11 protein-coding genes are annotated in these 13,411 nt (G+C 54.7%); 8 read left to right on the top strand and 3 right to left on the bottom strand.

What is annotated here, in order from left to right:
• Positions 1–270: 270 nt before the first annotated feature.
• The 3 genes from DW913_RS07920 to DW913_RS07910 form a co-directional block, all read right to left on the bottom strand.
• Positions 271–1,077, bottom strand: a complete 807-nt coding sequence (locus DW913_RS07920; protein WP_117798159.1) for a hypothetical protein — start codon at positions 1,075–1,077, stop codon at positions 271–273.
• A 181-nt stretch (positions 1,078–1,258) separates the two neighbouring features.
• Positions 1,259–1,468: a transposase gene (locus tag DW913_RS07915; RefSeq protein WP_117798162.1), complete on the bottom strand. Its 210-nt coding sequence runs from the start codon at positions 1,466–1,468 to the stop codon at positions 1,259–1,261.
• A 6-nt stretch (positions 1,469–1,474) separates the two neighbouring features.
• Positions 1,475–1,756, bottom strand: coding sequence for a transposase (locus DW913_RS07910; protein ID WP_117798158.1), 282 nt, complete (start codon positions 1,754–1,756; stop codon positions 1,475–1,477).
• Positions 1,757–1,989: 233 nt separating this feature from the next.
• On the opposite strand from DW913_RS07910, the gene DW913_RS07905 reads away from it, so the two are divergent.
• The 8 genes from DW913_RS07905 (at position 1,990) to pelF (ending at position 13,411) form a co-directional block, all read left to right on the top strand.
• Positions 1,990–2,223, top strand: a complete 234-nt coding sequence (locus DW913_RS07905; RefSeq protein WP_147349642.1) for a hypothetical protein — start codon at positions 1,990–1,992, stop codon at positions 2,221–2,223.
• A gap of 321 nt (positions 2,224–2,544) precedes the next feature.
• On the top strand, positions 2,545–3,552 hold the full coding sequence (locus tag DW913_RS07900) for a retron St85 family effector protein (protein ID WP_117798156.1): 1,008 nt from the start codon (positions 2,545–2,547) through the stop codon (positions 3,550–3,552).
• The gene (locus DW913_RS07895) at positions 3,536–4,477 is read left to right on the top strand and encodes a reverse transcriptase domain-containing protein (protein WP_158566220.1); all 942 of its coding nucleotides are present in this window, start codon (positions 3,536–3,538) and stop codon (positions 4,475–4,477) included. Before DW913_RS07900 ends, DW913_RS07895 begins: the two co-directional genes overlap by 17 nt.
• Before the next feature lie 511 nt (positions 4,478–4,988).
• A complete protein-coding gene (locus DW913_RS07890; protein ID WP_117798154.1) occupies positions 4,989–6,200 on the top strand; it encodes an ATP/GTP-binding protein in 1,212 nt (403 codons plus the stop codon).
• Positions 6,193–6,777: a hypothetical protein gene (locus DW913_RS07885; protein WP_147349641.1), complete on the top strand. Its 585-nt coding sequence runs from the start codon at positions 6,193–6,195 to the stop codon at positions 6,775–6,777. The genes DW913_RS07890 and DW913_RS07885 overlap by 8 nt, the downstream gene beginning before the upstream one ends.
• Positions 6,778–7,065: 288 nt before the next feature.
• On the top strand, positions 7,066–10,110 hold the full coding sequence (locus DW913_RS07880; protein WP_117798152.1) for a hypothetical protein: 3,045 nt from the start codon (positions 7,066–7,068) through the stop codon (positions 10,108–10,110).
• Positions 10,107–11,987, top strand: a complete 1,881-nt coding sequence (locus tag DW913_RS07875) for a DUF2194 domain-containing protein (protein WP_117798151.1) — start codon at positions 10,107–10,109, stop codon at positions 11,985–11,987. Before DW913_RS07880 ends, DW913_RS07875 begins: the two co-directional genes overlap by 4 nt.
• Positions 11,984–13,411: a GT4 family glycosyltransferase PelF gene (pelF, locus tag DW913_RS07870; RefSeq protein ID WP_117779141.1), complete on the top strand. Its 1,428-nt coding sequence runs from the start codon at positions 11,984–11,986 to the stop codon at positions 13,409–13,411. The genes DW913_RS07875 and pelF overlap by 4 nt, the downstream gene beginning before the upstream one ends.

Below are 13,411 nucleotides of genomic sequence, written 5' to 3'. Positions count from 1 at the left end.
GGGGAAGCTATACGGCGAGGGTCGCGCCCCGGTTCCCGGGGCGCGACCCTATTGATTTATTTGCTCAATTTTTCGTGCCTATGGCGCTCATTTCCCGGTAATCACTCAGACCACTCCATAGTCAACATCAACACCTGTCCTTCAAGCGAGTGGGACCGCAGAACTGCACGGCATAGGCGAGGACAACACGCGCCAGCTCATCGAGGCCGGAATCTATCGATAGGGGGCTCCGGAGCTCATGTCGGGCCCAGTGCGTAAGCGAACAACCAATCACTGATCATTCGTCAAGATTTTCATAACCCTGTCTGAAAGTATCGCTAATCCGTCTTTATCTCGCTTATAGGTAAATACCCTCCTGTGGCTGATATCAAAAGGCAGCTGGGGAACATCATCTTTGCATATCAAAACGGCCTGCTTGCCCCTTCCGATCGCATAGCCCACTTCGAACATGACGTTTGGATTCAGATCGGTAATGTCAGCAATTACCAAAGAGCTAGACGCAATCAAATTAAATATGTCTTCCGTAATATCTGCGGGAGTCCATATCTCGTCTACGCGCCTGCATTTCTTACCTGCCCTCTTAGAGCCTTCGACCAACGCTAAATATACAGGGTCGATAGAAGGGTCTTCGGTGAATGGCATCATGACGGCAATTAAATTTGGGTCACACGCAGAAGACGCTTCAGGTTCGACCGGCAAGGGACGGTCAGCAAGAAACTTTGAAAACAGGCGAAAAGGGTCCCCCTCGCAAAGCCTCCAATGAGTACGTTTATTTTCCCAAAAGTTTTCATCGAGCAAGCCGAGATCCAATAAGGCATGCGATGGAAACTGCAGAACGGGTGAAGAAATTACTGGGTTTATCGACGGAGAGTCCATATAGCCCAGTCTGGCCATGGCGCCCATATCGTCCGACTCAAATTCACGCGCCATAACAGTAGGAAGCTGAGCGAGGGCATTAAAATCAAAGCTGGTGGAAGTTCTATAGCGGTCCGCCAGCTCATCGGGAGTTCGCTCAAACATTCTAGAAGTCAACATGGGCAGGGTTTCATCAGCACGGATAATCAAATTAAATAGCATTCACAACACACCCTATGAAAAGAAACGGCTAAACGAATGAAAAAATAGTACTCTATTAGTCTGTCTCGGAGCGGAGCCAATTGTGCTTGATAATCGCTACGACCTTGTTCCCGATAGAGTATCGAGGCATCGTCAAGATTCTTTCGCAAATTGATTTAGCCGTCCTCGGCACCGTCCTCTTCTAGCCTTTCGCCTTTCCCTTCGGCTCGTCCGTCTCTTCCAGCTTGGACATGTCCAGGTACCTCCTCTTGCCCCATTCGCGCTTCACTGTGTACTTCAGCCTCGCCGTCGCAAGCCTGAGGGGTGAGTTGTCGTCCGGAAAGGTCCCGACGACCCTCGCCCTCCTCCTGATCTCGCGGTTGATGCGCTCGATTCCGTTGTTCGTCCTGATTCGGCGCTAGCGTTCCGGCGGGAATTCCGTGTAGGCAAGTGTCTCGGCGAACCCGTCGCGCACCGTCCTCGCGCCCGCCCCGCGGAGCTTCGGCACGCTGAGCTCGACTTCCTCGGCGCCCGTGTCGAGCCTTCTCGTGTAGCGGCCGCTGCGGTAGGCCTTCCGGCCTGCCGTCCTCCCGTAGCGCTCGGCCCCGACAAGCTCGGACGCCTCCTCTTTGGGCAGCGCGTCGAGCGACCCATCGTCGATCGATACGATGTTCGCAGACGGGGCTCGTGCCCCTTTCATCGATGATTTGTTGTTTGGTCGCCTGAACTCATATGACGACGCGTGAACCGTGTTCCTCTATGTGTTTGTCAATTTGTGAAAGAAATTATGCGTCACCTCCTTATGCGCAACTACTTTCCCCATGGGTTATTAAGACTGCCCAAGACGGATTGTTGATTGTTGGAGATTGGTTTGCCCAACTGGGCTTAAGGTCCTTGATCTGGATTTCCCAGTCGCCCTACAGCGCTCTTGCAATGAGTGTTGTAGTGGTCATTGCCCAAACTTATCTGGCACTCTATGCGCTGTTTAGGAACATGAACTACTACGACATGAACGCATCGTTTCTTAAGAACTTCTTCAATGCCGTTAAGGGTGCGGCGATGAAACTGTCCGCGGCGATCTTGGGTGAACACGCGATACATGTGTTGTGCAAGAAGAAGGGGAGTGACGATGAGATACAATCCTCTGTGAGTAGCAGCCAGGAATAGGCCGAGAACGGGCGACTCGCTGTTCAATAGAGTACATTTTGCAGCATAAACTTGATGCGGGGCTAGCATGCTTTCTATTTATAGCTGGCTAATATCCAGCCTTAGACACTAATGTGATGGTAAAGTTACTTGAGACAAGGTCGCAGCTAGTCATTGATCGCCCCGATTGGAGCAAGTCCTCTGTTAAAGATGGACTGAGACGTTTTTACCAATTCGGGTCCGTGCATATGGTTATTCCATAGCCACGGACCCGAAACCGTGCCTACGGAATAACCATATGCACGGACTGTGCGGCCTTGTCCTTATTGGAATCGAGGTGCAATGCTCTGCGACTGTATCAGTAAAACTGATTTGAATATCCTGAGAAATCATCTGAGGGTTAATCGAGCCGTTAATAAAATGCCTTTGTTTATCTTTCCCTGCGGCGGCGATCAGAGCCTGCACCCCTCTCGTCGATTCTTTAGAGCTTATGTGTCCAACAATCATACCGAGGCTTTTAAAAACGTTTTCTGCCTTACCGCCGAAGACGTAGCGGCGGAAATGGTCGGTTCAAAACTAAATTTGCTTCAACAAGAGGCTATGCTTGCCGATATATCGGACTGGATATTGATTTTTGCAGAGAGCTGTGGATCTTTTTGTGAGTTGGGCGCTTTCTCCGCTTTGCCTCATGCTGCCTGGATTACCTCTGTTGCCGTTGGAAAGCAATATAAGGGCTCTCGGAGCTTCTTGATTGATGGGCCAGTGAAAGAAATAGCCACGGGAGATTCTTCGCTTAACAAAGTCTTTTATTTGGACTTGAATAACCCGATGTCTTCGCCTGACTTATGTCGTTTTGTTTCTGAACTGAGGTCCCTTATTGGTGCCAATGCTACAAGACGGGCCAAGATTGGCTTAAATGCCACTAGAAAGATGATTAATCGAGACGAGGCTATGATTAACGTTGGCTCGCTCGTCCATGAGTTGCTTGATTTGCTTCAAATATTGGGGCCCATGTCAGAGACCGATTTACGAACGATATACTGTGCGGCCAAAGGTTTCCGTGCTAGTAAGCTCAAAATTTACTCACCCATTTTAAATGCGGATATGAAAAATGCCGGCGTTCCGATATCTTGGTTGGATGTTTGCTGCATGATGAGAGCTACCGGTCTTGTTTCTAAAGTGGGATGCAACAAGGGTTCGGACTCCCTGATTAAAAGCACGATACACCTCGATTCCTATTTCATGTTTAAGGGAAGCGAAGACCAAGATTTCTCAAACATGAGGGCGCGGGTAATCCTTCGTAAGAGATCAATGGGGTATGGAGGCGTTGCCGGTGTCTATTGCGGATAGAATTTGCTTCGATCTTGGAATGACAAATCGCCAGCTACTGGACCTTGCGAGCTCAACGACAGATAAGTATCACTGTTTTTCTGCCGGCGGGAGAAAGATCGTTGCGCCTCAACCAGATTTGAAGCTCGTTCAGTGTTGGATATCGGACTATATAAATACGGAATTTGATATAGATCTCCCTTACGCTACAGCCTACGAAAAGGGTTCAAGCGTCTGCCATAATGCCAAGCTCCATGCTAATAGCAGTCATTTTCTTCTGCTTGATATTTGCCATTTCTTTGAGTCCTGCACTCAGAAAATGGTCAGAAATTTGTTTTCAGGGGGAGTGTATCAGTCGACAAACGCTGCATCACGCTTGCGTCTCACCGCAGATGATGTTGATCTTCTCGTAGCTTTATCATGCTATCGGGGCTCTCTTGCAACGGGTTCTCCGTGTTCGCCTTTTATCGCCAATCGCATAATGGCTTCATTTGATCATGAGATAGCGGCTGGACTAGGCGAGAAATTCGTCTACTCGCGATATTCTGACGACATCTGCATTTCATCAACTGAATGGATAAACTCTGCGGAGATTTCAACTTTTGTTGGTAGTCGCCTACGGCAAAAGAGTTTTGATTTGAATAGTGACAAAACTCGTTGTTTTGGGCGAGGGCACCTTCGTAAAATCACGGGCATCTATCTTGACTGTGATGGCGTCCTGCGCCTGGGACCTCAAAGAAAAGCAGAGCTAAAGCGCTTGTTATACCAGGCGCTTATGCGCGAGTGCGATCGTAATCACGCCCATCGCGTTTTAGGCCACTTGAGCTTTTGCAGGCAGGTCGAACCGGATTATTACAACGCGCTTTTAGCTAAGTACGCGAGCTACGGTAAGGCTGTTTCTTGCGGAGGCGTTATGCCAGCGTTAGTAGAGCTCGCCTATGGGTGATGGACGGAGCGTCGCGAAAGACATTCCTATGGTTGTCAATCCGCGCTATCTTCTCTCTCGACTCCATCGAGAAGGGCTTCGTGGGCATCGCCTCGACTCGCGTTTGTATTTCCCCTCGGGAACCTGCCTCGTTATGTGTTCGGACGTTCTTCTGTTGATGCATATCCTGATTATGACGATGCTGCCGCCAGGCAGGTCGTAGCAGTAGCCGGCTGCGTTCATATAGAGACGACCGTTCGTCAGGTCATCGATGTATGCCGATGGCACATGGTTTCTTTCGTAAATTGATAATCGCATACCGGAACAAGGTCCGCACCTCGTTATGTGATTTCCGGCGGATAAACAATAAATCACAGACGAGGGGGGCACGGACCGTGTCTGCGAACATCGCAACGGTCGACGGGGGTCTCTGTGCATGAACTTAAATGACTGAGCTTTTCTCAGAAATCTTGTTTTTCAAATTATAAACAGGAAAACTGTTTATAATTGAATTGTCTAAGAGGAGGTCGCTGTGAAACTTCTTAAATTAAGAATCGATGGGGTCACACTGTTTAAGGACAAGCGTTTAGAACTTGATTTTATTGCTGCCGATCGAGTTTTGAGCGATGAAGAAGGTAATTATGCTGACGTGTTTCCGCTGCCAGTTGGGTCCTCGCTCTATTCTCAAAATGTAATGGGCGTTGTTGGCGTTAACGCATCCGGCAAGACAACGACTCTCAACCTTGTGCGCTTTGTACTTGGCTATATGTCAGGCAGCTTTGTTATGCGCCGCTTTGCAACTGGCTCCGATGTTCTCGGAAACTTGGAGCGCCAGATCAATGTTTCCTGTGTATTTTTCGAAAAAGGTTCGGTATATCTTATTGAGTCCCAGCTTCGTAAAGTGGATGGCCAAGCTGCGGAGGATACTTCTTTTTCTGAATTGCTTGCATTTGAGAACGAATGGCTTTGGGGATGCCCCGCATCACGCGTCTCTAGAAAGGTCGTTTTGGATATCGAGTGTCTGAAGGATATCTCTGAGCCTATGCTGGTTCGTGAGGGTCCTGCCGAGTGCGACCTTGTTCTTAACGATGCCCAACGAACTTTCTTGGATGACAACATGTCGATTGTGTCTGTCATCACGGGCAAAAAGATTGTCTCGGTGGAGTCTCCCGAGCGTACGCTGCCTTTGACGAGCTTGCCAACCCCTGTTGTTCAGGCTTTTGATCCAAGCGTCGAATATCTTGTCTGGAACAAGGAAAACCAAGTGTTCCATCTTAAGTTTAAGGGAGAAAGAGCTGAGCGGGTGATGAATGTCGCGATCGCGACTTCTGTTCTGTCAAATGGTACGGTTTTGGGTGCGGAACTGGTCAATCAAGCGATAACTGCTCTCAGAAATGGGGGCTATCTGATTGTGGACGAGATTGAAACGGGTCTTAACAGATCGCTCGTAGGCACAGTGATTGAGCTTTTTGCTTCCCCCGTTACGAACCCCCATGGGGCAACCTTGCTCTTTTCGACTCATTACTCGGAGCTTCTTGATGTGCTGAGACGTAAGGACAATGTATTTGTTCTTGTGCGCGATGATTCGTTTAAGACGGAGCTCGTCAAGTATTCCGAGCGCATCAATCGGATTGAGAATAAAAAGAGCGATGTGATCATCAACAATGTGATCAAGGGGTCTATGCCTAAGTACCCCGACGTTCAAGCGATGCGCGAGTATGTTTGCGAGCACATCAATGGGTAATCAGGCAAAAGACATTCTATCAAGTCGTTTTGTCTTGTTTAGCTGTGAAGGAACTGCAGAGGGTGTCGTTGTTCAGGTATTGTATGACAACGATTTGTTGATCGTTCCAAGAGAACGAGTGGTCAAAGACGCCCTCATTGTCGATCGTCCTTACACGCGAAAACGCAAGGCGTCCGAAATTGCAAACGACTATTTCTCGATGAACTACGAGACTGCTGGGGCTGAAGGACTTGCGGTCGCACGGATTGTGGACAGCAACGCTCCCAAGTTTGAGTTTCCAAAGCGCAGGCAGAACGGCACTAAAGTTCTGAATTTTGTTACGCGGCCGGAGATCGAGATGCTTGTGATTCACGCCGAGGGTGCCTATCGGGATTGGGGGAATGCGACCAGAAGGGACAGGCAACTTAGGCCTAACGAATTCTGCAAACAGCGTCTTGGACTAGGCAAAATTAAAGAGAAGGACTTTCTTGAGGAATATTGGGACAACGGCGAAAAACTTGTAAAAGCAATTAAAGCTCATGCGGAGACGAGCAAGCGAAAGAACGAAGAGCTTCTGCTGGTTGACTTGTTGAAATAGCAGTTGAGCGCCCGACGGAAGTATGCGGCAAATTTCGGAACCCTCGAGCACATCGCCCTTTTCATGTAAAGAAACCGCAGGTAGAAACGTTGTCACTATCCAGTGTGGTCGTCATGTCAAGAATTTGCCGCATACTTCCGGATTGGGCGCTCATTTTGCACTCTCGAAGTCCCCGCATCCTCTAAAAAAGTTCTTAAGACAGCCTTAAAGGCGTTCCAGCTCGCGTTGACAGCGTAAAATACGCATGTTTGACTATGACTAAAGTGGATTTTAGGGGAGGAGTACGCCATGGAGGTGCTGGTTGTTGGCAACACCGCATATGTTGACGATGACTTTTGCGCCAAGGCATTCCCTGGGGACCACGTTAAGGTTGTAGCCGCGCAGGAAGCGCGCCGCGACGAGTCGTCGCCCCATGCCTCGTGGAAAGAGCTGCTTCAGCACTTGGAGCAGGCCTACGAGTTCGACCGCGTGGTCTACCTGTCTAATTACCTTACCCCGCATACCGATACCGTGGGCGATATCGAGCTGCTGCGCTCGGTCTTTCGTACGTGCGCGGGTCGCCGGGTCCAACTGCTGTATGTAGCGGGGCCCGCGGGTGCCGAGGGTGCCGCCGATGCCGCGGGGCGAACGGGCAAGGGCATTATCGCGCACGCAGCCAACGGCCTGTGCCGCTACTACGCTGCTCGCGAGGGCGTGCAGACCAAGATCCTGCGCGTGCCGTTCCTGTATACCGCGTCTGCCGCGCTGGAGGACCCGTTTTTGGTGCCGCTGTTCGACGCGTGCTCAACCGGATCGGTCGCTCTGCAGGGCGCGCAGGATGCGGCGTTTCCCCTGCTGTGTGCCGAGGAGCTTGCGGTGCTGATTCGCCGCATCTTTGATAGCTGGGATGCCTCTTTTGAGACGCTCGACGTTGCCGATAGCTTCCATCACACGGCGGGTGACCTGGGCGAGGCCCTCAAGGTGCTGTTCCCCGGCCTTGCCGTTGCCTATGGCGATTCTGCCGGCTACGCCCTGCCCACGAACGATACCGTTCGCGTGCGTTATGGCTGGTTTCAGCGCTACGACTTGCTGCGCGATCTTTCGACCATTCAAGCGCGTTGGGATGCTGGCCGCTCAAAGAAGGCCAACCCCTTGCGCGCCGCCATCGACCGTATCCAGCTGCGCACGCTGCCTATTAAATGCCTGGAGACGGGCGTTGCCTGGGTTCTGTTCGAGGTGCTGGAGCGTCTATTCTCCCAATCAGCCCAGCTCAATGTGCTCGATTATCGCCTGCTCTACGTCGTGCTCATCGGCACGCTGTATGGCTTGGACTTTGGCTTGGTTGCGGCGCTGTTGGCATCGGTGGGCTTGGCCTTAAGCTACTTTACTCAATACGGCTATACCTTCCAGGGCCTGTTCTATGAGCCGTCCAACTGGCTGCCGTTTATCGCGTACTTTGTGGTGGGTGCCGTGTGCGGCTATGTGCAGCTGCGTAACAGCGAGGCCATTAGGGTGGAGCGCGACCAAAACGAGCTCGTGCGTAATCGCAATACGTTCCTCACGCAGCTCTACCACGATGCCATCGAGGACAAGCGCGCGTACAAGCGCCAGATTGTGGGTCGCCACGACAGCTTTGGCAAGATCTTTGCCGTGACGCAAGAGCTCGACGTGCTCAATCCGCGCGACATCTATCGCAAGTGCTGCGAGCTCATGGGTGAGATTCTCGAAAACGATTCGGTGGCGATCTATCACGTTTCGGGCGGGGCGTTTGCACGCCTGGTGGCGGCGAGTCCCGTGATTGCCGAAGACGCCACGCGCTCGTTTTCGCTTGAGCAGCTTGCGCCCCTTTTGGGCGGCGGAAGTCGTTCGAACCTGTGGGTGAATCGCGAGTTGACGCCGGGGCTGCCCATGTTTGGATACTCGATCGAGCGCGATGGGGCACCCGCCGTGTTGATCTCTGTGCGTCGTGCGGCTCAGAATCAAATGACGCTCTATTACCAAAACCTGTTCCGCATCTTGTGCGGCTTGGTCGAAAGCGCGCTGGGGCGCGCCTTTGACTATGAGGCGGTGGCGCAGGATAAGCGCTGCGTTGACGGCACTTGCGTGCTCAAGCAGGCGGCCTTTGGCCAAGAGCTCGCGGCGGAGCAGGCGTTGGCAGATAGCAAGATGGGGAGCTTTTTGCTCCTGCGCGTGGTGCCGGGCATGGAGCCTGTCGGCGAGCTGGTGGGCGCGATTGGTTCGGCTATCCGCGAGAACGATGCGGCGGGCTTGGTCGACGGCGACGTGCTCTACCTGCTTATGCGTCAGGCAAAGGCGTGCGATCTGCCCATTATCCGCGAGCGCCTGAGCGCAATGCAGATTGCGGTGGAGCCCGTCGACGGCGAGGACATCGTGGCGCTGTTGCAGCGCATCTCTTACACCGGTGACGGTGAGGGGGGGGGGTGCCGCTTGATCTCGCTTGTCGTTGCTGCTGTCTTGCTGCTGATTTATACACTGGTTTGCCTGATGCTGTGGACGCTCATGAAGTTGGGCCTGCTGCCGGTGCGCGGGCACATGCTGCCTGTGATAGTGCTGGTGCCGCTGTGGGGCCCGTTGCTGGTGGTTTTGCTATCGGTCCGCAGCGCGGTGTTTGGCGAGGGACTGAAAGAGTCTGCGCTGGAGTCGCTGCGCTTCAACGACGACCTGCATCGCAGTATGCCGGTACCGAGTGGTGAGGACGATGCAGGCGTAGTGCCGCTCGAGGAGGCGCTCATCGTCAACGACCCGGCATACCGGCGCCGCCTAATGCTCTCCATGCTCACCGAGGAGCCCGACGCGTACTTGGCGCAGCTGCAGATGGCTAAGCTTAACGACGACGTTGAGGTGGCGCACTATGCCGCGACGGCGGTGGCGCAGATCTCTAAGGAGTCCGACCTTAAGCTACAGCAGCTGGAGCGCGCCTTTAAGACAGACCCGAGCGCGCAAAACCTCAACGAATACTGCGATTTTCTTGGTGAATACTTGGGCTCGGGCTTGGCCGAGGGGCGCGTGGCTCAGATTCAGCGCCAACAGTACGCGCGCCTGCTTGCGCGTCGCTGCGAGCGCGAGGATGCCCTTGAGCTTCGCATTCGATACGCGACGGCGCTGGCCGATGTCGGACAGATCGACGAGGCGCAGGCCGTGATCGACCAGTTGGTGCTCGATGTGCCCGAGGAGCAGGAGGTTTGGATGCTTTGCCTGCGCCTGGCGGTGATGCGCCGCGACGGTGACGAGGTCCACCGCGTGATCGATGCGATTGACAAACAGCATGTATACTTGAGCGCCGCCAACCGCGAGGAACTGGCGTTTTGGCGCAACGGAGAGGAGGCCCGGTGAGCGTGGTACAGCATATCCGCGACCGTGCGGGCCATTTTCGCTGGATGGGGCTGCTTGTGGTGTGGGCGGTCTTTATTGCCATGGCCGCCGTGCTGCTGGTGGAACGTGCCGGCGTGCAGTACAGTGCGGGCCAGCATAAGCTGGGGATGCTTGCCGCCAACGATGCGGTGCCGGCCTCCTCGGCGATGTTTGGCCAAAAGCCCACGTGCCTGGTCATTACCGATTCCGACCAAGCTGGCGTCGAGGACGTAAAGGAGCAGTTTGACCAGATCCTGCTCGACATGAAGATCGCGCACCGCGACGTGGACCTTGCCCTGGACGGCGTGGGTGCCATTCCCTCGCTGACCTCCTTCGATCGCGTGATTTTGCTCATGCCGTCGCTCGATGGGCTCGGTACGCACCTGAGCGACATTATGAGTTGGGTGAGTGCCGGTGGTTCGCTTATGCTCGCCATGCCTCCGGATAACTCGAGCTATTTGCAAGTGATTGCCCCCAAGCTTGGCATTGAATCGGCCGGATATGACTATGTAAAAGCCGAAAGCATTGTGCCGAGCGAGGACTTTATGCTGGGCGGGGGAGAGCGCTACGAGCTCTCGGACCCCTTTGATTCGTCGCTTTCGGTTTCGCTGCGCGAGACGGCTCGTGTGTGGGCTAAGACCGGCGATGCGGGCGCCCCGCTCATTTGGTCGAATGACTGCGGTAGCGGTCGCACCGTGGTGTGCAATATCGGTATCTATGACAAGGTCATGCGCGGTTTTTACGCCGCGGCGATCAGCCTGCTGGGCGATGCCACGGCCTACCCCGTCATCAACAGCGCCGTCTTCTATCTGGACGACTTTCCCAGCCCCGTGCCCTCGGGCGACGGCACCTACATCAAGCGCGACTACGGGCTTTCTATCGCCGACTTTTATTCCAAGGTCTGGTGGCCCGATCTGCAAAAGCTCGCGCAAAAATATGGCGTTCGCTTTACCGGCGTGATGATCGAAAACTACGAGGACGCGGTCAGCCAGACCGAGCCTGCGCGCCAGGCCGATACCACGCAGTTTCGCTACTTTGGCGGCATGCTGCTGCAGATGGGCGGAGAGCTGGGCTTTCACGGCTACAACCATCAGCCTCTGGCGCTCTTGGATACCGACTATGGCACACTGCATGACTACAAGACCTGGAAGAACAAGGAAACGCTCGTCGCATCGCTCAACGAGCTTATCGCCTTCCAAGATGAGGTGTTGCCCAACGCGCACGGCTCGGTTTACGTGCCGCCGTCAAATATCCTTTCGGCCCGTGCGCGCAAGCTTATCGGCACCGACGTTCCGCGCATTAAGACCATCGCCAGTACGTATTTTGAGGATGGCACCGACTTGCCCTACGTTCAGGAGTTTGGCGTGGCGAGCGATGGCATTGTGGAGCAGCCGCGCATTGTTTCGGGCGGCATGGTCGACGATTCCTATATGCGCTTGGCTGCCGTGTCCGAGCTAAACATGCACTATGTGAGCACGCATTTTATGCACCCGGACGACCTGCTCGATCCCGATCGCGGCGCCAAGGAGGGCTGGGAGGTCTACAAGGGCGGCCTGACCGACTACCTGGACTGGCTTAGCAAGTCTGCGCCCGACCTGCGGCGTCAGACCGGTTCGGAATGCTCGGGCGCCATCCAGCGCTTTTCGTCCGTGACGGTGAGTGTGGATACCAGTGCGGATGCCTGGACGCTCAGCCTGGGCAATTTCCACGACGAGGCGTGGCTCATGTTCCGCGCCAACAACGGCGAGCCGGGTGCAGTCACGGGTGGCGAGATTACGCATCTGACGGGCGATCTGTACCTGGTTAAAGCCACGGACAAGACGGTGACCATTGCACGCAAGGAGGGTGGCGACAGATGAGAATCTGCTTGGTACTCGAGGGTTGCTACCCCTATGTGCACGGCGGCGTATCTACCTGGATGCATGGCTATATCCAGGCCATGCCCGAGCACGAGTTTGTGCTGTGGGTGATCGGCGCGCATGCTGCCGACCGCGGCAAGTTTGTCTACGAGCTGCCCGGCAACGTGGTCGAGGTGCGCGAGGTGTTCCTGGACGATGCCCTGAGGCTTTCGGGCGAGCAACATGAAGCGAGTTTTAACGACCGTGAGCGCGAGGCGCTACGCCGTCTGGTGTCGCTCTCCAATCCGGACTGGGACGTGTTATTCGATATCTTCCACCGCCGTCGCGTGCATCCGCTCTCGTTTTTGCAGAGCCGCACGTTTATGGATATCTTTCGCGACGTGTGCCTGGCCGAGTACCCATACACGCCCTTTGCCGATGCATTCCATACCATGCGCTCCATGCTACTGCCCGTGCTCTACCTGCTGGGCAGCGAGGTGCCGGTGGCCGATGTGTACCACGCCATCTCAACCGGCTACGGCGGCCTGCTCGCCTGCCTGGGCTCAAGCGTTCACCATGCGCCGGTGCTGCTCACCGAGCACGGCATCTATACCCGCGAACGCGAGGAAGAGATCATTCGCGCCGACTGGGTGGTGCCGTCGTTTAAGGACCGCTGGATCCGCTTTTTCTACCTGCTTTCGGAGGAGATCTACCGTCGCGCCTTTCGCGTGACGAGCCTGTTTCACAACGCCCGCAAGACGCAGATCGATATGGGTTGTGATGCGGACAAATGCCTGGTCATCCCCAACGGCATCCAGTTCGACCGCTTTAAGGAAATTCCCTTAAAGACCGATGACGGCTGGGTGGACATTGGCGCGGTGGTGCGCCTGGCGCCCATCAAGGACGTCAAGACCATGATCTATGCCTTCTTTGAGCTGCACGAGCGCCTGCCCCGCGTGCGCCTGCACATCATGGGTGGCGTGGATGACGAGGAGTACGGCGCCGAGTGTCACGCGCTGGTCGATACCCTGGGCGTGCGCGACTTGATCTTTACCGGCCGCGTCAACGTGGTTGAGTACATGGAAAAGCTCGACTTTGCCATTTTGACGAGCATCTCCGAGGGCCAGCCGCTCAGCGTGCTGGAGTCGCTTGCAGCGCGCCGTCCCTGCGTGACGACCGAGGTGGGCTGCTGCCGCGAGCTGCTCGAAGGCGCCCCGGGCGACGACTTTGGCGTGGCGGGTTTTGTGACGCCGCCCATGTATCGCAAGGGCTTGGCCGATGCCATGGAGCGCATGTGCACAAGCCGCGCCCGCCGCATTGAGATGGGGGAGCGCGGCCAGTGTCGCGTCGCCACGTACTTTTTGCACGAGCAGATGCTCGCCAACTATCGCGCGCTGTACGACGAGACGGCGCAAGCGTTTGACCTGCCCAGAGAGGGGGAGTAG

Source organism: Collinsella sp. AM42-18AC (assembly GCF_003467965.1).
In the GTDB taxonomy this organism is placed as follows: Bacteria; Actinomycetota; Coriobacteriia; order Coriobacteriales; family Coriobacteriaceae; genus Collinsella.
Note: the sequence above shows the minus strand (reverse complement) of the source record. Positions and strands in the feature narration are given on the sequence as shown.